This window comes from Acetoanaerobium noterae, assembly GCF_900168025.1.
Classification (GTDB): Bacteria; Bacillota; Clostridia; order Peptostreptococcales; family Filifactoraceae; genus Acetoanaerobium; species Acetoanaerobium noterae.
The window spans coordinates 49,384-76,063 of sequence record NZ_FUYN01000008.1; the positions used below are offsets into that span (position 1 = coordinate 49,384).

Annotated in this window: 24 protein-coding genes and 1 rRNA gene; all 25 read right to left on the reverse strand. The window is 35.5% G+C overall.

All coding sequences use genetic code 11. The features are described 5' to 3' along the window. Window positions 1-14: 14 nt before the first annotated feature. A complete protein-coding gene (gene prdB / locus B5X47_RS12510; protein WP_079590542.1) occupies window positions 15-743 on the reverse strand; it encodes a D-proline reductase (dithiol) protein PrdB in 729 nt (242 codons plus the stop codon). Next, complete coding sequence (locus tag B5X47_RS12515) at window positions 736-996, reverse strand: CBO2463/CBO2479 domain-containing protein (protein ID WP_079590544.1); 261 nt, start codon at window positions 994-996, stop codon at window positions 736-738. Before B5X47_RS12515 ends, prdB begins: the two co-directional genes overlap by 8 nt. A 30-nt stretch (window positions 997-1,026) precedes the next feature. After that, on the reverse strand, window positions 1,027-2,916 hold the full coding sequence (gene prdA / locus B5X47_RS12520; protein ID WP_079590546.1) for a D-proline reductase (dithiol) proprotein PrdA: 1,890 nt from the start codon (window positions 2,914-2,916) through the stop codon (window positions 1,027-1,029). A gap of 32 nt (window positions 2,917-2,948) precedes the next feature. Continuing rightward, window positions 2,949-4,235: a proline reductase-associated electron transfer protein PrdC gene (gene prdC, locus B5X47_RS12525; protein ID WP_200805120.1), complete on the reverse strand. Its 1,287-nt coding sequence runs from the start codon at window positions 4,233-4,235 to the stop codon at window positions 2,949-2,951. A 294-nt stretch (window positions 4,236-4,529) separates the two neighbouring features. Next, window positions 4,530-6,284, reverse strand: coding sequence for a sigma-54 dependent transcriptional regulator PrdR (gene prdR, locus B5X47_RS12530; RefSeq protein WP_079590548.1), 1,755 nt, complete (start codon window positions 6,282-6,284; stop codon window positions 4,530-4,532). A gap of 34 nt (window positions 6,285-6,318) precedes the next feature. Further along, window positions 6,319-6,807, reverse strand: a complete 489-nt coding sequence (locus tag B5X47_RS12535; RefSeq protein ID WP_079590549.1) for a prolyl-tRNA synthetase associated domain-containing protein — start codon at window positions 6,805-6,807, stop codon at window positions 6,319-6,321. A gap of 157 nt (window positions 6,808-6,964) precedes the next feature. Further along, complete coding sequence (proS, locus tag B5X47_RS12540) at window positions 6,965-8,410, reverse strand: proline--tRNA ligase (protein WP_013362448.1); 1,446 nt, start codon at window positions 8,408-8,410, stop codon at window positions 6,965-6,967. Window positions 8,411-8,754: 344 nt separating this feature from the next. Further along, complete coding sequence (locus B5X47_RS12545) at window positions 8,755-9,165, reverse strand: Mini-ribonuclease 3 (RefSeq protein ID WP_278278447.1); 411 nt, start codon at window positions 9,163-9,165, stop codon at window positions 8,755-8,757. Further along, entirely contained in the window at window positions 9,147-10,547 is a 1,401-nt protein-coding gene (gene cysS, locus B5X47_RS12550) for a cysteine--tRNA ligase (RefSeq protein WP_079590550.1), read from the reverse strand. Before cysS ends, B5X47_RS12545 begins: the two co-directional genes overlap by 19 nt. 24 nt (window positions 10,548-10,571) lie before the next feature. Further along, window positions 10,572-11,147, reverse strand: coding sequence for a serine O-acetyltransferase EpsC (gene epsC / locus B5X47_RS12555; protein ID WP_200805121.1), 576 nt, complete (start codon window positions 11,145-11,147; stop codon window positions 10,572-10,574). A gap of 51 nt (window positions 11,148-11,198) precedes the next feature. Then, a complete protein-coding gene (cysK, locus tag B5X47_RS12560) occupies window positions 11,199-12,113 on the reverse strand; it encodes a cysteine synthase A (RefSeq protein ID WP_079590551.1) in 915 nt (304 codons plus the stop codon). A gap of 226 nt (window positions 12,114-12,339) precedes the next feature. Continuing rightward, window positions 12,340-13,356 (reverse strand): nucleoid-associated protein, encoded by a 1,017-nt coding sequence (locus B5X47_RS12565; RefSeq protein ID WP_079590552.1) that lies wholly within the window; start codon window positions 13,354-13,356, stop codon window positions 12,340-12,342. Next, a complete protein-coding gene (gene gltX, locus B5X47_RS12570) occupies window positions 13,356-14,843 on the reverse strand; it encodes a glutamate--tRNA ligase (protein ID WP_079590553.1) in 1,488 nt (495 codons plus the stop codon). Before gltX ends, B5X47_RS12565 begins: the two co-directional genes overlap by 1 nt. 110 nt (window positions 14,844-14,953) lie before the next feature. Further along, entirely contained in the window at window positions 14,954-15,427 is a 474-nt protein-coding gene (ispF, locus tag B5X47_RS12575; RefSeq protein ID WP_079590554.1) for a 2-C-methyl-D-erythritol 2,4-cyclodiphosphate synthase, read from the reverse strand. Next, window positions 15,428-16,129 carry a 2-C-methyl-D-erythritol 4-phosphate cytidylyltransferase gene (gene ispD / locus B5X47_RS12580; protein WP_079590555.1) on the reverse strand — a complete coding sequence of 234 codons (702 nt, stop codon included), beginning with the start codon at window positions 16,127-16,129 and terminating at the stop codon, window positions 15,428-15,430. A gap of 196 nt (window positions 16,130-16,325) precedes the next feature. Then, window positions 16,326-16,526, reverse strand: coding sequence for a hypothetical protein (locus tag B5X47_RS12585; protein ID WP_079590556.1), 201 nt, complete (start codon window positions 16,524-16,526; stop codon window positions 16,326-16,328). A 22-nt stretch (window positions 16,527-16,548) separates the two neighbouring features. Then, window positions 16,549-17,529, reverse strand: coding sequence for an ABC transporter ATP-binding protein (locus B5X47_RS12590; protein WP_013362458.1), 981 nt, complete (start codon window positions 17,527-17,529; stop codon window positions 16,549-16,551). After that, entirely contained in the window at window positions 17,530-18,510 is a 981-nt protein-coding gene (locus B5X47_RS12595) for an ABC transporter ATP-binding protein (RefSeq protein ID WP_079590558.1), read from the reverse strand. 15 nt (window positions 18,511-18,525) lie between these two features. Continuing rightward, the gene (gene opp4C / locus B5X47_RS12600) at window positions 18,526-19,440 is read right to left on the reverse strand and encodes an oligopeptide ABC transporter permease (RefSeq protein ID WP_079590559.1); all 915 of its coding nucleotides are present in this window, start codon (window positions 19,438-19,440) and stop codon (window positions 18,526-18,528) included. A 17-nt stretch (window positions 19,441-19,457) separates the two neighbouring features. Further along, a complete protein-coding gene (locus B5X47_RS12605; RefSeq protein ID WP_041487210.1) occupies window positions 19,458-20,420 on the reverse strand; it encodes an ABC transporter permease in 963 nt (320 codons plus the stop codon). A gap of 93 nt (window positions 20,421-20,513) precedes the next feature. Then, on the reverse strand, window positions 20,514-22,232 hold the full coding sequence (locus tag B5X47_RS12610) for an ABC transporter substrate-binding protein (RefSeq protein WP_079590561.1): 1,719 nt from the start codon (window positions 22,230-22,232) through the stop codon (window positions 20,514-20,516). 485 nt (window positions 22,233-22,717) lie between these two features. Further along, a complete protein-coding gene (locus B5X47_RS12615) occupies window positions 22,718-23,164 on the reverse strand; it encodes a DUF1292 domain-containing protein (protein ID WP_242951056.1) in 447 nt (148 codons plus the stop codon). Between the two features lie 141 nt (window positions 23,165-23,305). Further along, window positions 23,306-25,657: a ribonucleoside-triphosphate reductase, adenosylcobalamin-dependent gene (gene nrdJ / locus B5X47_RS12620; protein ID WP_079590562.1), complete on the reverse strand. Its 2,352-nt coding sequence runs from the start codon at window positions 25,655-25,657 to the stop codon at window positions 23,306-23,308. A gap of 199 nt (window positions 25,658-25,856) precedes the next feature. Further along, on the reverse strand, window positions 25,857-26,435 hold the full coding sequence (locus B5X47_RS12625; RefSeq protein WP_079590563.1) for a GNAT family N-acetyltransferase: 579 nt from the start codon (window positions 26,433-26,435) through the stop codon (window positions 25,857-25,859). Between the two features lie 125 nt (window positions 26,436-26,560). Continuing rightward, window positions 26,561-26,677 (reverse strand): 5S ribosomal RNA (rrf, locus tag B5X47_RS12630). Window positions 26,678-26,680: the final 3 nt, after the last annotated feature.

Genomic DNA, 26,680 nt, shown 5'->3' on the forward strand with positions numbered 1-26,680 from the left:
AGAAATATAATCCATTAAACCTTTGCTACGTACTCGTAAGGTAGTGGTACTATTTTTCCTGCACTAGGAATCTCAACTAACTGCTTTAGAGAATCTGTACAAATAGCTTTTTGCATTTCTGGATTATTAGGCTCTCCTGCATTAGCTCCCATAGGAACTAGTGGAGCAACCGCTCTTGGAGTACCATTTTGTCTTACTACTGGTGGTAAAGCTGCTATAATTATTGTAGGAATACCCGATTCCTCAATCGCTCTCTGCACTATAACTGCAGAACGATGGCAGGTACCTCAGCCAGCTGTTAGAAGAACAGCATCTACTCCAGCTTCTTTAAGTTTTTGTGCGATTTCAGGACCAGTTTCTTCAGTAAACTTTCTTTGGTCTCCTCCACCACCCATGAATCCAACGTTGATAGGTGCTAAAGCTTTGATAAATCCTTCTTCAGCTAAAGTTCTCATTGGATCTATAGGGAACATACAGTTGATGTCTTTGTTAACATCTCCGTTGTCATATCCTCCGTGAGATACCATCATATCTTTTACTGATGCATCTCCTGGGATTATTCTGTAAGAGAAATCTCCTGCTAGGTTAAATCTCTTGTCAGATTTTAAATGAACTCCTGCTGCTGTAACAAGTGCAACAGTCATGTCTTTTAATTCTTTTGTTACTGGCGTCCACACTGGTGGTGGTGTAATAGGTACGTAAATTTCAGATTGTAATCCTTTTACTACAGTCAAATCAGACATTCATATTCCTCCTTTTATCTTTATTTTTTTGGATATTACTCAAATATTTTTCGTTAACTTCATCACTTAATACTTCTACAAAACTCATATTCATAGCTACCTCTAAACCAATTTCAAGAGGATAGTCAGTAATAAGCATTCTTTTAGGGACTTTCAGAAAGCCTAACCTTCCTTTAAAATCTATCGATACAGAACAATCATCAAAATCTACAATGATTCCTTCCATATATATGATTTTGTCTCCATATTTCATATAATCACCTTTTCATTTTAAAAGAACGGTTTATTTATCTGCCTCATAAATTTCTTTTCTCTTCTTGCTCATTGGTAGAACTTGCTCATTTGGAAGTAAAGTAATTTCTTTTCCAGTTTGCTCTTCGATTAAATCTACATTGTTTTCTTTAACGTTTTTGTTGAATTTTCTCTCAGCAACTTTTACTTCTTCTTCAGCTATTGCTGCTTTAAGCATAGCAACTGCTCTTATAGCATCTTCTGGGCAAAGAGTGTTGTTAGAAAGAATTTCATTTTCTATACCTTGCTCAGATTTATTATTATCTACCATGTATTTCATGTATTTGTTTCCAACAACTAGAGCTCCCTGAACAGCACAGAATGACATTCCAACAACTGGAATTCCTCTCATACCAACTTGCTCATGGTGACTAGCAAAGTCTATATGGTTGTTTCCGAAACCTTCAGTTGTGATGAAAGCTCCCTCTACATCCATAGTCTCAACTAACATACCTAGTCTTTCTGATACGTAGAATTTCTCAGCGTTAACCTGAGGAGATCCAACAAATACAACACCTGCTAAGTCAAATTCTTCGTCATTCATAACTTCAATTACTAGAGGCTCTCTCCAGTAATGTCTAGAGTTTTCTTTTGATGCAGGTCCTATACAAGTAAGTGCATGGATTCCTCCATCTAGTACCTCAAGAGGCGAAAGAACAACTGGAACGTTTCCAAGGTCAACGTTTGGCTTTGCACCTATTACTCCTACTGGCTCTACAGGAAGGATTAGGTTATCATGCATTGCGCCTTGTCCCATGATTTCTTTGATGATTACAACTTTCTTCTTGCCAGGTCTTCTGTACTGAGCTAACTCCTCAATTTCAACTACTTCAGAATCATCAAGTTTCTTAAGCGCTTCTCTTATTTCTTGAGTGATGAAATCAGTTGCTTTATGAGCCGCAAGTGGTCCTGGTCTTTCCATGTTAGTACCAGCTTTTATAGTAACTTGAGTCTTGATAAGGATTTCTCCTTTATCAGGAGCTCCAGGTCTTCCCCACATGATGTTTGCATCAAGTTCGCCCTCAGATGAACCAAATTCACCGATTTGAACTCCATCTTCGTCAGTTCCTGTAACCATGATTATAGCTCCATCGATAACACGAGTAACACCTTGTCCTATTTTTCCGTCGCCTTCTTTAGTAGCTATAGGCTGAACGTCCATAATAGTTTCGCTGTACTTGCCGTAATCAGCTGGAGTAATGATTTCCACTTTGATATCTGTAACTAGGTTGCTTACTTTTACAGCATCTTCGCAGATATTCTCTCTAATGTAGATAGTGTTATTTTCAATTTTTGTCTCAGGTCCAAATTCTACCTTCTCAATTTTGAAATGCTTCTTTTGAAGTGTTCTTATAAGCTTTGGCTCTCCTGCTGGTGCTACTACTTGCTCTGTAGCTGCTGTTACTGGCATAGCTACTCCTGCTGGTGCTGCCGCTGCTGGAGCAACTACTCCCATTTGTCCTGCAATTGTTAAAGGAATTTCTAGATTGATATCTTTTCCTTCTCCAATATGAATCTTAAGCATTGAACCAGTTACATTTGCTACTGGCATAGCAGCTGGTGCTGCCTCTACTGCTGGTGCTGCTACTGGCGCTGAAGTTTCTTGCTTAGGTGCTTCTTCACTTACAGAATTTACTCCCTCAAGTAGTTCTGGAGTAAGTGGAGTAAGTGAATCAGCTGTTTTAACTAATTTCGCTCCTAAAACCTCTCCTATTTTAAGGCAGTTAGCAGGAATAGTTAATAAACCTGAATCCTCCAAGTCACCAAATATAGCTGGATCTTCTAAATTACTAGGTCCAATTACTGTACCCTCTTCTGCACGACAACATAAAACGGCTAAATCATTAGCATGCTCTTTCGCACTTTCTAAAGTTATTGACACAAGCCTTCCTCCTTATCTAAATTATAATTTTTTTATTTATCAGTTCTTCTAACAAGTCTTTGTCCTGCTGCTCTAAGTACATGGTCTGTACTATGATATGTTGGAACTCCTAACCTAGGAGCTACTCCCATAACGGTATTCGTTCAGTCTCCGCAAGTACCTGTCAAAAGAATTTGTATACCTTTTTTCTTCATGCTGATTACTTTTTCAGCTTGACCAGGACATATTCCTGGGTTATCGCAGCGGTATCTTCCATCTACCTCTACCATTCTCTTACATTTCTCTACAGCTACAACCTCTGCACCCATTTCTTTGGCGATTTCTCTTAGTCTGTCTTCTTGAGCTCCGCATTCGCAAGCCAGCAGACCAACTTTTCTCTCGTCATGTACAAAAGGCATAGCTACTAAAATTCCACCTGTTGTTTTTGTTATCGGAGCATCTTCTTCTACATGTCTTCCAGTAAAAGGTCCTCCCATAACAATTTCACCGTGAGGATTCATATATCCACCACAAAGGTCTATATATTTTTTTACACTCTCACCTACAGGCACGTCCATAAATACTTTTCCATCAGTAGCATCCATTACTCTTCCAGCAACTGTTATATCTTTTGTGATATAAGGCTTTCTAAGCTCAATTGCATTTACAATATGCTTTAATGTCTCTACATTTTGAATTACAGCATTTGCAGCCTTTGGTAGCTGTCCTGGCTCTAGAAGAATTCCTAAGATATCTCTTACTATAGCTCTTTCATCTCCAGCAGGATACATATCTGGAAGAATCTTAACTTCTATATCAGGCTCAAGCTCGCAAGCTGTTTTAAGAATTCTTAGAGCTTTTTTGTGCTTTGCTTTCATCGCTATGTATGCCTTAGATGCATTTGTGATTTCTTTTACGTATTTAAGACCTCTTATTATAACCTGAGGATCTTCTTCCATCAGCTTTATATTGTGACCTAGTACAGGTTCACACTCTGCTCCGTTGGCAATAACATATCCACCTTCAAGGTTTACATTAAGCTTTACGTGAGTAGGAAAGCCTGCCCCTCCTGAGCCAACTATTCCAGCTTCCTGGATAGCTTCAATGTGGGTATTTGTATCTTTAATCTTTACGAATTCATCTGGTTGGTTCTCATCTGCTTCAATAATGATTGCAGTTTCATTTACAGCTTTTACAACACCGTAAACGCTTGAGTGAAGATTTGCTCCTAAACCATTTGGCTTAGCAATCAATTCTCCTTTTTGAACTTTTTGACCCGCCTCAACTATACTTTGGCATGGTGCGCCTACATGTTGTTTTAAAAGTAAAACAATATCCATCATTTCACCTCCTTCAACTTTGTTTGTTAATAAACAAAGCAAGTACCGTGCCAAAAAATAAAAAATTGATATTTTTTTATTTTAATTGCTCTTAAATCCCTAATTTTAGCTATAAATTTTGTTTATTGCGATTATAATAATTGCTTATCTCAAAAATAAAACCTCTGAGTTAATGTCAGTTTTCTGACACTAGTTTAGAGGTTTTGTTAAAATTAAAACGTAACGAACTTAAAATCAATGCATTAGAGTAGTTTGTGTCAACTTTCTGACACGTGTCAATTTTTTGACACACAGCTACAGGTACTGATTTAAGTCATAAAATTTGATTTTATAGTAGAGAGTGCTTCTAGGAATATCCAGCAGCTTAGCTGCTTGTTGCTTGTTATTTCCACACTCTTTCATTGCATCATGAATTGCTTTTATTTCAGTTTTTCTTATAAGGTCTGTTAAGCTCTTTTCATTTTTTATGTTTATGGTTTTATCGTCCTTGTTATTTATATATTCAGGAAGAGTATCTATTTGAATCTCATTATTTTTAGAAAAAACAACTAAATGCTCTACCATATTTTTAAGCTCTCTTATATTTCCTGGCCAGCTGTAGTTCATGAGCATATTTAATATTTCAGGAGAAATATCGGGAACCTTCATATGATTTTCTCTACAAAACTCTTCAATAAAAAGCTTAACAAAAAGTGGAACGTCTTCTATCCTGTCACTTAAACTAGGAAGCTTTATATTTACAACATTCAATCTATAATAAAGGTCCTCTCTAAAAGTGCCCGCCTTTACCATATCTTCTAAATTTCTATGAGTAGCGGAAATCACTCTTACATCAAGGGATATACTTTTATCTCCCCCTACTCTCATAAGCTGTCTTTCTTGAAGAACTCTAAGAAGCTTCGCCTGCATATGAAGAGGCATGTCACCTATTTCATCAAGGAAAAGCGTCCCTCCATTTGCTATCTCAATTTTTCCTATTTTCCCTTTGCTAAGTGCACCCGTAAATGCACCACTTTCATAGCCGAACATCTCACTTTCAAAAAGGCTCTCAGGTATAGCACTACAATTTATAGCTACAAAAGCTCCTTCTCTACCACTAGACTGATGTATAGCCCTTGCAAATACTTCTTTACCAGTACCACTTTCGCCGCTTATAAGAACACTACTGGTCGTCGATGCAACCTGATAGGCTCTATCTATAGTATGAGTCATTATTTTACTTTTCCCAACTATATTGCCAAAGGAAAATTTATCTTCGTTCATCTTTCTAACTTCTACTTGAAGATAGTCTAACTTCTCCTTAGTGAACTCGAGCTCTCTAGATAGGTTTGTAATCTCTGACACATCTCTCTCTGTAGATACTACGCCAATTAGTTTTCCATTTTTAATAAGCGGAAGAGCACTTATATTTACATAAGTATTTTTTCTAGGGCTGTGGATGATGTTTTCCACTGGCTCTTTGCTTTTTAGCACATCTAATAACAAAGCCGTAGGGAAAAATTCCTCAAGCTTTTTACCAATAATTTCTGATTTTTTTATTCCGTAAAGCTTTTCTGATCCTCTTCCCCAAATACAAACCGTTCCTTTATTATCTATTATGCATATGCCTTCATGAACGTTATCCCATAATAGCTCATACAAATCTTCATTGGCTTGAATTTTAGGATATAGCTTATACACTATATCTTGAGTTCTAAGTACCCCTACTAGCTTTTCATCATCTAAAATAAATACTCTATCTACTTGATTTTCCCTCATTATGTCCTTTGCCATGAGCACTGTATCTTCTACATTAAGATAAAAGGGCTTATTAGCCCTGATATCGAATAGTTTTTTTTCTGGAAAGCTCTGACTTAATGAAATTTTTATTATATCGTCAAATTTTATATAGCCTGTGAGTTTTTCATGGTGTCTTACTATTACCTCTTTGAGATTATTAAGAGCTATATGCTCTACGCACCTTCTAAGAGATATGTCTGAGTCAAACACTATAAAATCCTTTGACATTATATCCTTGACTTTAAGACGTTTAGTTTGGTTAAAAAACATTAATTAACGCCATCCTTTTTAATATCATTTATAATTACAGCTCAATTGCCTTAAAAGTATTGCCATTTGCCTTGACTATTTTTTCAAGGTCCTCATACGAAAGTACAACTGTAGCGCTGTTGTCATTTGGGTGAACTGCTACACAGCTTCTTCCTACAAGATTTTTATCAAAAATTACTTCAACTTCTGCATTTTCATCGTTTAAAACTCCAAACGGTGATACTGCTCCCTTAGTTAGCTTTAAATACTTTTGCAATCTATCTTCTGAAGCAAAGCTGAGCTTTGTAGAGCCTATTTTATCTTGAAGGGTTTTCAAATCAATTTTTTGGTCCTTATCTGCTACTACTAGGTAATGCTGTCTGCCTTTAGCATCTCTTAAGAAGAGATTTTTTACAATGTAGTCGATGTTTTCGATATCGATTTTTTCCATTTCTTCTATTGTATATACTGGATCGTGTTCTATAAGAGTGTAATTGATTTTTAATTCATCTAATTTAGCAATTACTGCTTGTTTTGCATCCATGTCCATTCTCCTTTATAGTTCAATATTTTTTAAAATATGGCTATATCTCTACCTGTAGAATACCAAAAAGGAAGAAATTATACAAGCTAAAGGACACTAATCGAAGCATTTACGTGCATCAATTAGTGTCCTTAAATTTAATATTAATTATAAAATTTTAGTAAGCTTTTGCTAGATATACCATATGCTTAGCTGGCTTTCCGCAGAACTGACAAGTCTCTCCAAGATTTTCTTGAACGAAAGGAATACAACGAATTGTTACTCCTGTATCTTCTTTAATCTTAGCCTCACACTCTTCTTCTCCGCACCACATTCCTTTTGCAAAACCTGGAGTTTCAATCATTTTTCTCTTGAACTCCTCATAATCCTTGAATGTAAATGTTTTACTGTCTCTATGAGCTCTAGCTCTTTCAAGCATATCAGTGTGCACTGTATCTAGAAGATTTTTCACTGTATCTCCTATATTGTCAAGGCTGTAAGAATCTTTAGAAAGTGTATCTCTTCTAGCTATCATAGCTACATTATTTTCAATATCTCTAGGTCCTATTTCTAATCTTAGAGGTACACCCTTCATTTCATACTGGTTGAATTTCCAGCCTGGGCTGTAGTTAGTATCATCGTCTAAAGTAACTCTTATGCCTTTTGCTTCTAATTCTTTTTTGATTTCATAAGCTTTATCTAGTACCCCTTCTTTGTTTTGAGCTATAGGGATAATAACAACTTGAGTAGGTGCTACTCTTGGAGGAAGTACTAAGCCTCTGTTGTCTCCATGAACCATTATGATTCCACCTATAAGTCTTGTAGAAGCCCCCCAAGAAGTGTGATGAGGATACTCAAGCTCACCTGTTCTTCCTTGGAAAGTGATATCAAAAGCTTTAGTGAAATGCTGTGCTAGATTGTGAGAAGTTCCTGACTGAAGTGCTTTTCCATCGTGCATCAAAGCTTCTATAGTGTAAGTAGCTGCAGCTCCAGCAAATCTTTCTCTATCTGATTTTCTTCCATCTACTACTGGAATAGCTAGTAAATCCTCAGCCATCTCTTTATATATAGCAAGCATTTGAAGTGTTTCAGCTTGCGCCTCTTCAGCTGTTTCATGAAGAGTATGTCCCTCTTGCCATAAAAACTCAGATGTTCTTAAAAATGGTCTAGTTGATTTTTCCCATCTTACAACTGAACACCACTGGTTGTATAGATAAGGAAGCTCTCTATATGAAGTAAGCCATTTTGAATACATAGAACAAATTATAGTTTCAGATGTAGGTCTAACGCAAAGTCTTTCTGCTAGCTTTTCACTGCCTCCATGAGTTACCCATGCAACCTCTGGAGCAAAGCCCTCAACGTGCTCTTTTTCTTTATTAAGTAGACTTTCTGGTATTAGAAGAGGGAAATAACAGTTCTGATGTCCTGTTTCTTTAAATCTTCTATCCAAAAATGCCTGGATATTTTCCCAAATAGCATATCCATAGGGCTTGATTACCATAAAGCCTTTTACAGGTGAATAATCAACTAAGTCTGTTTTAGTGATTACATCAGTATACCACTGTGGAAAGTCTTCATCCATGTTGGTAATATCTTTTACAAATTCTTGGTCCTTTTTTGCCATTGATAATCTTCCTCCTTAAAATAATAAGCATATCTATTTTAGATTGCTGATTTTTAATATTAATATGTTTTTATGAACTAAAAAAGCCATCATCTCTAAATATATAGAGACGATGGCTCGCGGTACCACTCTAATTAATGCATGCAATGAACTGCACACACTCACTCAACAGGATATAACGCTCCTACCGTTTAGTTTTTTGCTAAATGCTCAAGGTCAGGTTCAAAATTAATATAGCTAAGAAGTCTTTCAGCCGGTGGACTTCACTCTCTAGTTAGCATCATAATTTTTACTAGCTCCTATCAAAGCAGTGTATAAAGTTATTTAATATCTTATTATACATTCTATTTACTTGTCAAGCAGTTATTTATTAATTCTATGCTTTTATCTATTATTTCTTCCATTCTATCAGTTAAGCTGGAAAAATAAAGATACCCTAACAGCGCCTCAAATCCAGTAGCATATTTATATTCAGCTACATTTGCATTCTTAGGTGCGTTGCTAGCGTGGTTTCTGCCTCGCTTTACTACGCTCACCTCATCTTCACTTAGCTGCTCTTGCTTCATAAGTTCTAAAACCGCATAAGCCTGAGCTGAAGCCTTTACATATTTCACAGCTTCCTTGTGAAGCTCATTGACCTTCAGCGTAGGGCACTTTCTTATAACATGAGATCTTACCCTATCTTCGTAAGCTGCATCGCCCATAAAAGCTAAAGATAAAATTCCTACTTTATTTACTAATTTATTTTCTTCCACTTTGTGCCCTGCCTTGTATCTTCTATTTCTATGCCCATAGATTTTAGCTCATCTCTTATAGCATCTGCCAGTGCAAAATCTTTGTTTTTCTTAGCCTCTACTCTATCCTTAATTAGCTTTTCAATCTGTTCATTGTCATTTGAATCTGTATCTTCAGCTTTTATAATATTTAGTACACCCGTAAGCTCATTAAATAAACTAAGATTTTTTTCAGCCCACTCAAGTGAAGAATTCTCAGTTACATTTGTATTTGAAAATCTTGCCAGTTCAAAAATTATACTTATGGCATCAGCAGTATTTATATCGTCATCCATAGCTTCAATAAATCTGTCTCTGTGATTTTCAAGCGCACTCACAAGCTCAAGCTCAGATTCGTTCATCTGCCCCTTCGCATGCGATATAGTAAATACAAGTCTTTCCTTTGAATTTGCAAGTCTTTCCATTCCAGCCTTCGCTTGAAGTATCAGTTCCTTGCTAAAATTCACTGGGTTTCTATAATGAGCTGATAATAAGAAAAATCTTATAACCTGTCCTGAAAACTCAGAAAGAATATCTCTTACAGTAAAGAAATTTCCAAGTGACTTGCTCATTTTTTGATTATCTACATTTATATATCCATTATGCATCCAATATCTAGCAAACTGCTTGCCAGACCTAGCTTCACTTTGAGCTATTTCATTTTCATGGTGTGGGAAAATAAGATCCTGTCCACCTGCATGAATATCAATTGTATCTCCAAGGTATCTCGCACTCATTACTGAGCACTCAATATGCCATCCTGGTCTGCCTTCTCCCCAAGGAGATTGCCAGCCTATTTCGCCCTCTTTTTTAGCCTTCCAAAGAGCAAAATCTATAGGATGCTTCTTTTCATCATTTACATCAATTCTAGCTCCTAAGTTAAGCTCCTCTAAATTCTGTTTAGATAGCTTTCCATACTCTTTATATGCTTGACTGTTAAAATACACATCTCCATTTAATTCATACGCAAAGCCTTTAGAAATCAAATCTTCTATAAAGGTTATTATGTTTTCAATGTTTTCTGTTACTCTTGGATGAACTGTTGCTCTTTTTATACCTAGAGCATCTGCATCTTTAAAATATTCTGCGATGTATTTTTCAGCCACTTCAATTGGCGATATTCCTTCTTCATTCGCTCTTTTGATGATCTTGTCATCTACATCAGTAAAGTTTTGCACATAAGTTACTTCGTAGCCTCTATACTCCATATAATTTCTAAATGCATCAAAAATCATAAATGGTCTTGCATTTCCTATATGGAAGAAGTTATACACTGTAGGTCCGCATACATACATCTTAATCTTGTTTTCTTCTAAAGGGATAAATGTTTCCTTTTGTCTAGTAAGTGTATTGTAAATCTTCAAAATGTTCCCTCCCCAAATCAAAATTTAGTGCTCGACCTTTTCTCCATTGAGCCTAACTACCTTCGCTGGGATTCCAACTGCTGTAGCATTCTTAGGTATATCATGCAGTACTACTGCATTGGCTCCTATTTTCGAGTTTTCACCTATCACTATAGGTCCAAGCACCTTTACTCCTGCTGATATTATAACATTATTTTCTACGGTTGGATGTCTTTTTCCTTTATCTTTTCCAGTTCCCCCGAGTGTAACCTGATGGAAAAGCATTACATCATCACCTATTTCAGCAGTTTCGCCTATAACTATGCCCATACCATGGTCTATAAAAAACCTTCTTCCTATCTGAGCCCCTGGATGAATCTCAATTCCAGTTAAAAATCTGCTGATTTGAGATATGAGTCTAGCTGTAAAAAAATGCTTTCTATTATATAGGCTGTGAGCAACTCTGTGAAACATAATCGCATGAATGCCAGGGGTGTTAACTAAGATATTAATTGCACCTTTTGCAGCAGGATCTTTTTCTCTAGCTACTTCTATAGTCTCTTTAATTTTTTCCATAAAGGTTAATTTTTGTTTTTCTCTCAAGCTTAACACCTCTCGCATAAATACTCTCCTATTTTATCTTCGGCCTATAAATTAGCCTACTAGATTTATTTATTCATCTCCATATAAAGCTGTGCTTAGATATCTTTCTCCGTTATCAGGAGCAACAAACAGCACTTTTTTCCCTTTTCCAAGACGTTTAGCTGTTCTAATCGCAGCCTCTAATGCTGCTCCTCCTGAAATTCCAAGGAGGATTCCTTCTTTTGAAGCCATAAGTCTAGATGCATCAAAAGCTTCCTGCGTTTGAATTTGTTCTATCTTGCTTATATACTCAGTATCTAAAATACTAGGTACAAATCCTGCACCTATCCCTTGAAGCTTATGAGGCCCTGGAGCATTTCCAGATAAAACTGCTGATTCCACTGGCTCTACAGCAACAATTTCTGCATTTATAGAGCTTTCTTTAAGTGCTTTAGCTACTCCAGTAAGTGTTCCTCCTGTTCCTACTCCTACAACTAGAGCATCTAAATCAGGTAGGTCACTGATTATTTCCTTAGCTGTGTTTTTATAGTGAGCATCTACGTTATAGCTATTGTCAAACTGTCTTAGGATTACATAGCCATCTTCTTGTGCCATCTCTTCAGCTTTTGCTATAGCACCTTTCATGCCTTTAGCTCCTTCAGTTAAAACCAGCTCAGCGCCATAGGCTTTTAAGATTTTTCTTCTTTCTATACTCATAGTCTCTGGCATACATAAAATTACTTTGTAGCCCTTTGCTGCGCCTACCATCGCTATTCCTATTCCAGTATTTCCACTTGTTGGCTCTACAATAATATCTCCAAGCTTAAGCTTACCCTCTTTTTCCATGTTTTCTATCATATTTAATGCAGCTCTATCTTTTACTGAACCTCCTGGATTAAAAAATTCCAGCTTTACATAAAGCTCTGCCATATTCTCATCTGTTAAATTTGCAAGCTTAACTATTGGGGTTTTTCCTATTGTCTGCATGATATTTTCATAAATCATAATTTTTCCTCCTGAGATAATTTTTTCACTTATACATGTAATTATAAAATACAGCAAATATACTAAAATGCTATATTTATAGCTTAAGACATGTGTTCATACCTTTTATTTTATACCCAAATTTAGATAACATTATTTCTATAAAAAGAAAATCATAGTATTCCAGTAGGATTACTATGATTTAAATAATATATTATTTGGTATGATTTTGTCAATCTAATCTTTACTAACTTTGTATATTCCCTATATTTTTAATCACTAGAGAAACAGTCCCGTCTCCATTTGCTACAAATTCAAGCTTTGAAGGGTCTCCATAGTAATTTACTGGAATCTTCACTTCTATTCCACTTTCAGTTATTATCTTTTGAATTTCAAATTTTCTCTTAAGTGCAGTTTCAGAAACTTCTATTTGCTCATTTTCGATGCCTGCCTTACTAAGAGCTTCTTTATATATGGCTTTGATTTCATCTGTTTCTTCAAAAGCTGTTTCTAATGCTTTTTCTACACTTAAAATTCCATCTTCAACTACAGCATCAACAACAGCCTTTTTAATCTTAGCTTTTTTCTCCAAGTCATCTCCAATATACTTATTCTCTATATTCTTTGTGACTTTACTGAAGATATCTAGCTTTTCTTTTTCAGAGAAATTGCTTTTGCACTTTAAGAAATGTTCTTTTAAATAGAACTCTTTTTCTCCATTTATTTCATATTTCTTATCTAATAATGCTATATCCATATGCATAAGATGAACTATAAAGCCTTCATCAGCCTTATGTCTATTGCTTGCAAAAAGCGAAGCGTCTTTTATTATGCTTATGCTCTGGCCGTCTCTTATTGCTTCTATTTTTCTTGTAAGCATGGTTTTGTAATTGTACTTCATACCAGCTAGATAGTAGGCTTCATCCATCTGAAAAAGCGCAAATACCATATCTCCTGAGCTTATATCTGGATTATCTTTTATAAGTTTAAATAACTCATAAGATAAATCCTTAGTGGCATCCATAAATAAGTTCATATCGCCAGAAAGTGCTTCAAATATACGTTTTGGTGAGCTATCCTCTACAAAATTGCTCCACTGCATATTTTTAGAATCTAGTATACTGCCTAGTGCATGCTCTATAAAACCTATAGTCGTACTATCATCAGCATCTACTTCAAAAGAAGAACAAATGGGAGTTTCAAAATTTGCATCTAGCACGTGGATTACTGCTTTTATTAGCTCTATTTTTCCAAGTTCAAACATTATAACCCCCGAATGTGAGCCTTAGCTTGCTCTATACGAGAAAGTGCTTTCTCCTTGCCAAGTAAGCTAAGTACCATAGGGATGTCTGGTCCATGATTTTGTCCAGTGATTATAACCCTTGTTCCCATAAATAGGTTCTTGCCTTTTATACCTTTTTCCTTTTGAATTTCCTTAAACATAGCTGAAACAAAATCTGGTGTTATCGTATCAGCTGCTGTTATTTTTGCTTCAAGCTCATCAGCTAGCTCCATCATATGCTCTAGCTTCATAAATTCTCTAGCCTCATCTTCAAGCTCTGGCATAGCAGAATTCAAAAAGCTTTTAATTTCTTCTGGAAACTGTGCAAGGTAATCAAGTCTATCTTTTACAGTATCCATAGCAAGTAAAAGCCACTCATTATTAGCTTTAACTTCCTGCTCACTCATCAGCTTTTCTTTTATTACAAATTTCGAAGCCAAATCAACTAGTCTTTGAGTGTCAGCTTCTTTGATATAATGGCTATTAACCCAGTTCAGTTTAGCTGTGTCAAATACTCCTCCGCTTTTAGATACTCTTTCTAGTGAAAAAGCTTCTATAAGCTCTGGCATAGAGAATATTTCTTTGTTATCTTCAGGAGACCAGCCCACAAGAGCTATATAGTTTACTAGAGCTTCTGGAAGATAGCCTTTATTTCTAAAATCCTCTACAGCTACATCGCCTTGTCTTTTAGATAGCTTCTTTCTATCTGCATTTAGAATATTTGGAAGATGTACAAAAGTAGGCGCCTTCCATCCGAACATCTGATATAAAAGTACGTGTTTTGGTGTAGATGTAAGCCACTCTTCCCCTCTTATAACGTGAGTGATATCCATCATATGGTCATCCACAACTACTGCAAAATGATAAGTTGGAAATCCATCAGCCTTTATCAGAACTTGGTCATCCATATCAGAGGTATGAATAGAAACCTTTCCTCTTACTATGTCATTAAATGTAATACTTTTATTTTCAGGAAGCTTCATACGAATTACATAATCTTCTCCCTTGTCAAGCTTATCTTGGATTTCCTCTTGAGATAGCTCTCTACAATGTCCATCGTACTTAGGGTCTAGACCTTCATTTTTTTGCTGCTCTCTGATACGGTCAAGTCTACTTCTGCTACAGAAACAGTAATAAGCATCTCCCTTATCGATCAATGTCTTAATGTGCTCCTTATATATGTCTAGGCGCTCTGACTGAATATATGGCCCACAGTCTCCATTTTGAACTACTTTATTGTCATCTGAAAGCATAACACCTTCATCGTGGTTTACTCCTGCCCAGTTCATAGCAGAAAGCATTCCTTCTACTGCCCCTTCAACCAATCTAGTTCTGTCCGTGTCTTCTACTCTAAGTACATAATTTCCCTGCATTTTTCTTGCATACAAAAAATTGTATAGAGCTGTTCTAAGGCTTCCTATATGTACAAAGCCTGTAGGTGATGGTGCAAATCTTACTCTAACGCTCATATTCATCCTCCTTATAAAATCCTTTTATACTTTCTTAAGCGTAATTATCTAAGCTTAGATAAACGCTACGTTATAACTATATTATATCTCACTCATAGCCTTTAATTATATCATTTTTTAAAAAGTATTGCCACAGACGATGAGCTAATTCCTTCTTTTCTACCCTCAAAACCCAAATGCTCAGTAGTAGTAGCTTTTACCCCTACCTGCTCGACATCTATTTCCAGAACCTGCGCTATTCTTACTCTCATTGAATCTATAAAAGGAGCCATCTTAGGCTGCTGAGCAATAATAACACTGTCAATATTACCAATTTTATAGCCTTTTTCATCTATAAAAGAAGCCACTTCCTTTAAAAGAAGCATACTGTCTACATCCTTATATTTCATATCTGTATCTGGAAAAAACTTTCCTATATCTCCCATAGCAAGAGCTCCAAGCAAGCTATCCATGATTGCATGGACAAGTACATCTGCATCAGAGTGTCCATCTAGTCCTTTTTCATGAGGTATAGTCACTCCTCCTATTATTAGCTTTCTATTTTCAACTAGCTTATGAACATCATAACCTATTCCTATTCTCATCTATTCTTCCTCCTTATATTTATGAAGTATAGCCTTTGCAAATACTAGGTCCTCTTTTGTAGTAATTTTTATATTGTCATAAGAGCCTATTACAGTTTTAATTCTCCCCTTGTTGTGCTCTACAAGAGATGCATCATCTGTAGGCAGATTGTAGGTAGAGCTTGTTTCATAATTTTTATATGCATCTATAAGAGCCTTTTTCTTGAATGCCTGAGGGGTATGCACTGCAAAAAGCGAAGCTCTATCTGGAGTATCAAAAACAAATCCATTTTTATCGACTACCTTTATAGTATCCTTGACTGGCACGCCTATGATGCATCCATCAAACTGCGCCGCTCCCTCTATTACAGCTTTTATATCCTGACTTGAAAAAAACGGCCTTACTCCATCGTGAATTATCACTATTTCTGAAGATTCATCCACTAAAGCAAGCCCATTTTTAACTGAATCAATACGTTCCTTTCCTCCATAAGCTAGCTTAACTTTTTTATCTGTCACTATATAGGGCTTAACTTTTTCATTATAGATGGCTTCCTCTTCTTTTACTATCACTACTACTACTTCATCGATTAAGTAATCCTTTACAAGTTTTTCTATAGTTCTAAGGACAATTGCCTTTCCTTCCAAATCTATAAATTGCTTGTTAATCTCTGCATTCATCCTAGTTCCTTTTCCTGCAGCTACCACTATAGCACTTATCATAATATCCTCCCAAAATTTCTTATATCTCTACTTATAAAGTCCTTCTAAATTTAAGCTTACCTCAAAAGTACGCTTTTATCAAAAACTATATGTCTATTATATATTAATCTCATACATAAATTCAAAATATAAGGCAGGTTATAGCTTATTATTTTTAGGCAAGCAAAAAGCCAGCTAAAATTAGCTGACTTTTCTTTTAAAACCATACTTTGGTTATAAAAAGCACTATGATGAAATATCCTAAAAGAATCAAAAGACCAAGTGGAATCAGTACCGAATATTGAGCCATGCAAAGTGCAATAAAGTCTTTCATTGTTATCTTCTCTGGAAAATCCTTCGATATGTCATCTCTTATTCTGTTAGCTTGCTGGTCTTGTTCTTTTTTCTTAAAAATCATCTGATATTTCTCCTATTTTATATTAATTATTTTTATCAAGTAAGTGACAAGCAACAAAGTGCTTATTTCCTCTATCCTTAAATTCTGGTATATCTGTCTTGCATATAGGCATAGCATATGGGCAGCGTGTATGAAACTTACATCCAGATGGTGGGTTTGCAGGAGAAGGAATATCTCCAGTAAGTATAATACGCTTTCTTTCTGCAGTTGGATCTGGCACTGGAGCAGCTGATAAAAGTGCCTGTGTATATGGATGAAGTGGATTTTTGTACATATCTTTTTTATTTGCAAGCTCTACCATAGAGCCTAAATACATAACTCCTACTCTCGTAGAAATATGCTCTACTACAGAAAGGTCATGCGAAATAAATAAATAAGTAAATCCACGCTCTTTTTGCAAATCCATAAGAAGGTTAATAATCTGAGCCTGTATAGAAACATCCAGTGCAGATACTGGCTCATCTGCTATTATAAAATCAGGGTCAAGTGCTAGAGCTCTAGCAATACCTATTCTTTGGCGCTGTCCTCCAGAAAACTCATGAGGATATCTATCTATATGATATGATGCTAGTCCACATTCTTCAATAGTTTTCATAACTTTTTTTCTAAGCTCTACTTTATCAGTAATTATTCCATGATCTAATAGAGCCTCTCCAACTATTTGTCCTACAGTCATTCTTGGATTAAGTGAACTGTATGGATCTTGGAATATCATCTGCATTTTAGGTCTTATAGCTCTTAGCTCTTTATGGTTTAAGCTATGAACTTCTTTACCGTTAAAATATACATCTCCTCCTGTTTTTTCAAACAGTCTGATAATAGCTCTTCCAGTTGTTGACTTTCCACAACCTGACTCTCCCACTATACCTAGAGTCTCTCCTTTTACTATATCAAAACTCACTCCATCTACTGCCTTAACATGTCCCACAGTTTTTTGAAGAACCCCAGCTTTGATAGGAAAATATTTCTTTAAATCTCTTACACTTAAAATTATTTCTGACACTTATTTTCCCTCCCCATCATATAAAAAGCAGCTAATTTTGTGTTGCTCATCATAATATTTAATGGTAGGAATTTGAGTCTTGCAGATTTCCATGCAGTGCTCACATCTTTCATGGAAGTAGCAGCTATCTTTCATTCCTATTGGGTTAGGCACTTGACCAGGAATAGAATAAAGTCTATCAGTTTCCTGATTTATTACAGGCTTTGATTTAAGCAGGCCTCTAGTGTATGGATGAAGAGGATTCTTAAATATATCATTTACTGGTCCTTCTTCTATTACCTTTCCAGCATACATTACTACCACGTAGTCTGCCATCTCAGCAACAACACCAAGGTCATGAGTAATCAGCATAATAGATGTCTGGGTTTTTTGCTTTATATCTCTCATCAAATCTAGTATCTGAGCTTGAATCGTAACATCAAGAGCAGTAGTAGGCTCATCAGCTATAAGTAGCTTCGGATTACACGAAAGCGCCATAGCTATCATAATTCTTTGTCTCATTCCTCCAGATAATTCATGAGGATATGAATCAACTATAGCTTCTGCTCTAGGGATACCTACAAGTTTTACCATCTCAATTGCTTTATCTCTAGCTTGTTTTTTATCTAATTTTTGATGAAGCATAATAGACTCCATAATCTGGTTTCCTACTGTAAAAACAGGATTAAGAGAAGTCATTGGCTCCTGAAAAATCATTGAGATATCATTTCCTCTAATGCTCATCATCTCTTCTTCAGAAAGCGAGGTTATATCTTTTCCATCAAAACTAATATTTCCTTTTACTATTTCCCCTTGAGGAGCTGCTATTAGTCTCATAAGAGAAAGTGCAGTAACAGACTTACCACATCCAGACTCTCCAACTACGCACACAGTTTCTCCTTCTTTAATCTTATAACTCACTCCGTTAACAGCCTTTACTGTTCCGGCTTCAGTATAAAAATAGGTATGCACATCTTTAAATTCAACCAATGTTTTTGCCATCTACTCGTCTTCCTCCTATCGCTTCAATTTTGGGTCTAAGGCATCTCTTAGTCCGTCGCCGAACAAGTTAATAGCCATAACTGTTAAGAATATACATACTCCCGGCGGAATCCAAAGCCAAGGTCTGTTTTGGAAATTATAAAAATTATTAACCGCTTGAATCATATTTCCCCAAGATGGAATAGGTGGTACAACTCCAAGTCCCAAGAAAGAAAGCGCTGATTCCATAAGTATTGAGCTACCTATTCCTAGAGTAGCATTAACTATGATAGTTGGAACTACGTTTGGTATAAGATGCTTAAATATCTTTCTGCTATCTTTTAAGCCTAGTGCTTCTGCTGCTTGCATAAACTCCTGCTCTCTAAGAGTAAGAATCTGACCTCTTACAAGTCTTGAAAGCCCTGCCCAGCTAAGAATACCTAAGATGAACATTACTACAAATATTCTTCTTTCCGGAAGTACCTTTAAATCACTCATAACAGCAGCAAGTATTACAAGTATAGGCATAGTAGGAACTGCCATGAAAATATCTGCTATTCTCATAAGTACATTATCTATCCAGCCACCGTAAAATCCAGAAAGTCCTCCAACTAGAGTCCCTATAAATACCGAAATAGCTACAGACACAAGTCCAACTAAAAGAGATATTCTTCCTCCTAGCATAAGTCTAAGAAGCACATCTCTACCTACAGAATCAGTTCCAAGCCAAAACTGAGAGCTAGGTGGTTTATTTGCATTAAGTACATTTGTTGTAATCATATCGTGAGGTGAAAGAAACGGTCCTATAAAAGAAAATATAAACATGCCTAGTAATATAACAAATCCAACCATAGATAGTTTATTTTTCTTAAGTCTTCTATATGTCATCCTCCAAGGAGATTCTATAGTCTCATTGGAGCTAATTTTCACTTTTTTGTTAACTGCCTCCATTTATCCTAAGCCCTCCCTTATTTCAATCTTACTCTAGGATCTACTGCTGCATACAAAATGTCAGATAGTAGATTTCCAAGTAGAACTAGTACCGCCATGAACATATTGAAGCCCATCATAAGAGGATAATCTCTTTTGCTAAGAGCTCCAAGCGCAATTTTCCCTATCCCTGGGAATGCGAAAATCTGCTCAGTGATCATTGCTCCTCCAAAGAGGCCCGGAAGCATTAATCCTAGTATAGTAACAATTGGAATAAGCGCATTTCTAAGAGCATGTCTGTAAATAACAGTCTTTTCGGATAAACCTTTTGCTCTTGCCGTTCTAATATAATCTTGCTTTATTACTTCAAGCATAGAGGTTCTAGTGTATCTCATAAGAGACCCAACCCCTGAAAAAGCTAGTACTAGTGTTGGCAGTATAAGGTGCTTGCCCACATCTGCCATAGCTGCGAATCCTGTAGCATTAAGTCCTGCGGTTCTCATACCAGAAACAGGAAGTATATGTAAATCTATTGCGAAAATTTTAATCATAAGTAATCCTAAAAAGAATGCTGGCATAGATATTCCTATAAGAGCAACAACAGTAGCTCCCATATCGAATTTCGAGTACTGCTTAGTAGCTGAGATGATGCCTATTGGTACTGCTAATATAATAGATAATAAATATGAAAATGCCGATAAAATAAATGAATTCCAAACATAATCGTTAATTACTGATGTAACTGGCTTAGAAAATTGAAGTGAATCTCCTAAATTACCTCTTAGAGCATCTCCAGCCCATCTAAAATATCTAATGTGTAGCGGCTGGTCAAATCCATATAAAGCCTTTAGCTCTGCAACCTTTTCAGCTGATAGGTTTTTACTTAAGTTTGCATCTATAAAATCTCCTGGAGCTAGTGCAAACAAACCAAATATAATTATCGATAATCCAAGTAAAATCGGAATCATCTGTAACACCCTTCGTGTTATGTACTGCCTCATTAACTATAAGCCTCCTTTTAATAAAAGACCCAGCCATTATAGACTGGGCCTTGCCTAAATTCATCTGGTCATTTTATTAAGTTGCTTATTTCACTATTCTTTGATTGTTACTTTCCAAAGATCTTTAGTGAACTCTTTATATGGTGTAACATGGAAGCCTTCAAGTCTTGAGTTTGCTGCCCACATGTCACTTCTTTGATATACTATAATGCATGGTAATTCATCATTTAATACTTTGTAGATTTCTGCATAAATTGCCTTTCTCTTTTCAAAATCAGTTTCCTTTGAACCTTGAATAAATAATTCATCTACTTTAGGATTAGCATAGTTATATTTATTTTGAGGTCCACCTGTTCTATATACGTTTGAAGAATCTCCTGGGTCTGGAGTTAAGCCCCAAGCCATAAACCACATTTCAGCTGAGAAGTTGTTTGTTTTCTCAGTTAATGTCGGGAAGTCGACATATTCAACCTTTAAGTCTATTCCAAGCTGCTTGTATGACTCAATCATAACAGGAAGCATGATATCAAGTACTGGGTGGTCTGCCATTCCTGTAAAGAAGATTTCAAACTTTTCTCCATCTTTATATCTAAAACCATCATCTCCCATAGTCCAGCCAGCTTCATCTAAAAGTGCAGCCGCTTTTTCCATGTCATATCCGTATTCATTGATACCTTCTTCAGAGTAAGACCATGCAACTCTTGACTGAGGTACATTAAGTACATTACCAAAAGGTCCATAAATTGCTTCAACTACATCTTTTCTATTAAGAGCATAAGCAAGTGCTTGTCTTACTCTCTTATCTGAAAATTTAGGAAGAGCGTTGTTCATTCCTAAATATCCATATCCATTTGTAGGGAAACGATGAAGATCCACGAAGCCTGCAGCTTTTAACTGCTCTACGTTTTCTATACTAACATCCATCATTTCAATATCTGTCTGTCCGCCTAAGAATGATTGCATTGCAGTTGATTTAGCTGTAACTGTAAAAATTACATTTTTAACTGCTGGCTGTCCCTTCCAGTAATGCTCGTTAGCTGTAAATGTTACAGATTGTCCTTCTTTATACTCTACCATTTTATAAGGACCAGATCCCATTGGCTTAGTTAAAAGAGCTTTTACACTAGAAAGGTCTCCCTTAGTGTAGTTTGCACCATAATAAGCTTTTGGTACTATTCCGCCTGTAAAGAAGTAAATTACTTCAGCATTTGGTTCTTCTAAAGTAAATTCTATCGTCTTATCATCTATAACCTTGATACCTTCAATAGATGTCGCTGAACCGTTTTTATAATCATCAAATCCAACAAAGCCGTATTTACTCATATCTGAGTCGCCATCGTAATTAGGATCTGCTAAAAGAAGATATGAAAACTCAACATCTTCTGCTTTAACATCTGTTCCATCAGAGAACTTGATGCCATCTTTTAGCTTGAATATGTACTTGTTATCGTTTTCCACTGTCCAAGTAGCAATACCTTCATCTACTGGTTTACCTTCATCATCAACCTCAACTAGCTGCTCAAATATCATTTGATTTACATACATATCGTAGCTTGATTGACGGAACTGCTCCATAAACTTGCCACTAAACTCCGTCATACCTACTACTATAGTATCTTTTCTGTCTAGAGCTTGCTGTGGATTCTTTGAAGGATCCTCTGCTTTGTGGATATCCACTGTTTGTGTTGTTAAATCTGCTTTTTCAGCAGCTTGTTCTGGTGCAGCAGCCTCTTGTCCTCCGCCACATCCACTTAGCACTAGCATACCTGCTAAAGCCAAGGCCATTAAAGACTTAATCTTAAAACTTTTCAAATTTACTCCCCCTTTTCGAATATTTAGAATTTTTTACATATAAAAATTATTTCTTTCATATTACTAAAACCTGATGAGAGTGTCAATATAAACATATTTTACATTTAATTATAATCTTATGTAAAAATTTTGAATTATATAAATAATTGTTTTTATACCTAGAACAGTTTTTTATAGAGAATTCTAAATTATATAAATATTTAGAGACTATTTACCTATAAATTATTTTAACTACAATTAAATAAGACTCATTTTCTTTTCCAATTGTTTTATTTTTGTCCGTCTATAAAATACACATAAAGAGCTTAGTATAGCTTCAATATCAAAGTGTTAAATTTTCTTCATATTTTTCTTGAACAAGTAAAATTTTCTTCCTAAAATGCAGACAGAGCTTGTCATTGCTTCTAAAAGTCTTGTTTTAGAAGCAATAAAAAAACACCTCAGATATAATAAATATCCTTGGTGTTTTTGATTTTAAACTGCTCTTACTCTTCGTCTACTTTCTCAAAATCTTCGTCTCCGAAAATTTCCCAGAAAGTTTCAGAAACCTTTTTAAATTCCTCATCATTTTCGATGTTTTCAAGATTTAATTCTTCTCCGTCTTCTTCATAAGTGTAAAGTAACACTCTGTCGTCATCAAAAGGAAGAAGTGCTATATATTCTTTTCCTTCAACTTCAAAAATTCCAACTACTTCGCATTTCACTTCTTGGCCATCGTCTAAAATTAAATCTAGAGTTATAGGCTCTTCGTCTTCATCGTGGTGATGATGTCCGCAGCATTCATGATCTGCATGACCATGATTTCCGCAGCATCCTTCATGATGATGGTGACCATGGTCATGAGTATCGTGTCCATGCTCCTTGTCATGATCGTGATCATGAGTATGTTCTACAGTTCCGTGCATATGAGTGTGTTCATGCTTCTTATCCATATATACCTCCTAATATTTTTTATGAACTTCAAATTATCATAAATAGTTTTTTTCTACTATTTAGTTTACCCAATATATTCTAACATATCCAATCATTTATAAAAGAAGTATTTTTAAATTAAATAATTTTTTTCTTGTTTTCTATCTAATTGGGCAAATTCCATTGTCACAGCCATCATTTGAAAGCTCATATTCTTTTTCTTCATTTTCATATTTTGATATAAGAGAAGGCACAAATGGTTTCATTATAGATTTTCTTCTATTATATTCTTCCTCATCAATGGATTCATAAGGAAGAAGCTCATAAAAACTATCATCTAAAGGTAAGAAAGAAATTGCAACTACCTCATCCCAATTATCCCATACCCACTGCTCTACAGCTTCCCATTCTTCATCTCTTACATGAACTGTAATAGAACAATTATGGTCTACATAGCTTTCCATAAACAGCTTGTAATTTTCAAGCTGCTCTATTGCTGAAATATCATACTTAGTCTTACCCATAGGAGATTTAACTGGGAACTCAACAACCTTGGTTGCTGGATTAGCTGGGTCTTGACCTACCTCAGGATGAACTGGGTAGCCTAGCTCTTCACACACTTTTAATAGCGGGTCCGATGATGAAATTCTAACTCTTCTAATAAAAAATGGCGAATGAGAGTAATGAACTCCACTTGAAACTGTAGGAAGCTGAGATAAGGTCCCTTCTGGCTTCACTGTAGTCATCAGTATTGGAGCAGTTTGTCCTAGCTCCTTAGCATAATCATTTGCTGCTTTATGAGCTTCATCTCTAAGCTTGCTTAAAAGCTCTCTTTCCTCGTCCTTAGTCATAGCAAGCGCATTAACCATGTCTTGCCATCCAGTTAAGGAGCATCCAATAAGCTTATCTCTTTGCTGTACCATATCCCATTTTGGCAGTTCAAGTTCTAGTAAAGTCATTCTGTAGCCTGCTCTAGCAGAAAGTCGTTGTGCCTGTAATAACCCCTCTAAATCCAAGGTGTTATCTTCCTTTACAAAAGCAAAAGCATTTATTGTTGTTAGATTGCAAAGTCCTTTTGTATCAAGCAATATCTCTCCGCACGGATTTACACCATTCATATTAGGACGTCTTTTAATTGCTGCCTCTGCATTTATGAACCCTGGTTCTCCACTGTATCTCATTTTCTCAAGCTGCCATCTTAGTTGTTCTCTAGATGGCTTCTTTGTATAATAAATAGAATTATTGCTCATTTGTCTGTGTGAAATACTTTGGTCTATAGTCCACTGTCCATCTTGCTGAATATATAACTTTGATTTCGCATCTATGCAAGTTTTATCATCTTGATCAATTATAACCATTTCCGCTGTTCTTCTTACTCCACCGACTACGACATTTTCGCCGATAATATTGGCTATATCCAAGCAGTCAATAGGCTCTAGGTTAACTCTTTTATGATTAAGAGAAATAGCTTTTTTATGAATTACTTTATCAATCTTAATAAACATCTGCTTCAAACTGTCATGCCCAGATGCTGTTCCACCAAAGGTTCTTAGCATTTCGCCTTTCTTTCTTACATTAGAGTAATCCATAATTATAGTTTTTACTTTTCTGTAATCGTGTCCACTCAATAAATTAAAGAAAAACTCTAATGATTGTACCCAGCCTTCTTTTGAGTCACCTACTATTATTTCTACTTCGTCTTCAGACACGAACTTAAGACTCGTATTTTCCATTCTGTCATTTGGCTCAATAGGAGTATAATCTTTGTGAATCAGCTTATAATCAGTTCTGATTTTTGGAATGCTTTTCACATCATCCTTTAATACTCTAACCCCTACTCCTGCTCCTATCATTAATAAATAGAACAAATCCTTAAAAGACTCTAGAGAATCTATAATTTCAAATGCACAATTATAGTTTGCCATAGGATAATATTTTGAAACCTCTGTGTTTCCTATCCAGAATGTACGTCCTGATAAAAATTGTCTAAGATTAAAAATATTATCAAAGAGCTTTTGAGCCTCTTCAGCTGAAGTCTTAACAATCCCTGTGTTATATTCAACAGCTCTTCTTACAGTCTCCCACCAGTATTCTCTTCTACTTATATCTTTTAAATATCTAGAATAGGTTCTATAAAATACAAAGTTTCCAAGTTCTCCCATAGGTGATGGCTTATGCTTATATGGACTAATAAATTCGTCTGTGATTAGAGGATGCTCTACTTTTTGCTTTTTAGGTCTAGTCTTATCTTGCTCACTTCTATATATAATGTAGCTCTTAGCTACATCTTTTCTAGGACTTTCCATAAGCATAATTTCTACCATATCTTGAATTTCGTCTACTCTAACAGGTACTCTTCTTTGCTCAAAATCCTCTGCTATACCATTAGAAATCATTAAGCTCAAAGCCTCATCTATACCTTCAATAGTTTCACTCATTGCTTTTTCTATAGCATTTTTTATCTTTATCTTGTCAAATTCTACAATTCTTCCATCTCTTTTTTCTACTTTCAAGCTATCGCCTCCAGTTTCGTTTGCAAAGCACAATATATGGTTAATTATTTTATCTATAAAACATTCTACCACAATATATAGTGTTGTCCATAGCTTTTATAGAATGTGTGGACTAAAATATAAAATTTGTGGATAAGTAAAAAAACCTCAATAGTTATATACCATAACCATCAAGATTTTTATCATAATAATTGAATATTTATTTTTTAACTTGGTTCTTCTTTTTTACTATATCTGCTATAACAGGTGATTTAAACTCACTAGCTAGCATATCCATATATATAGTATCGAATTTCTGACCGGCTATTATTTTAGTTTCTCTAAGTCTGCCTGCTTCTTTAAATCCCACTTTTTCATAGCATGATATAGCAATTTTATTATAATCGTATACCTTTAAATACATATTGTGAAAATTTAATATATTAAATCCAAAATCCAGAATCAAATTTAGAGATTCTTGTCCATAGCCTTTGCTTTGATCTTCTTTTTTCCCAATGAAAACTCCTATTTCAGCACATCTATTTAGAGTATCTATATTTAATATCCCTATATTTCCAACCAAAGTATGTCTTTGCCTATCTACTATCGCAAAGTTATATTCTGTATTTTGAAGATGGGCTAATATCTCTCTTTCTTTTTCAGGTGTTATTATTTTTGATGCTGTCATTAGGCCTATGCTGATATCCAAATCATTAAGCCACCTCGTATAAAGCTCATAATCGTCCTGATTAATGGGTGATAGATAGCATAGCTTTCCCTCTATTTTTTTATAGTACATTGCAGTCCCCCCTTTAGCCTTTCTGTACATAAGTTTTATACATTATATTACGTATGCCATGCTATATCAATATCTTTTATTTTTTTGCATTAAAAAACCACAGAAATCATATTCTGTGGTTAATCAATTGGCTACGTCCTACTCTCCCGGGACCCTGCGGTCCGAGTACCATCGGCGATGAAGAGCTTAACTGCTGTGTTCGGGATGGGAACAGGTGTATCCTCTTCTCTATAATAGCCATATTG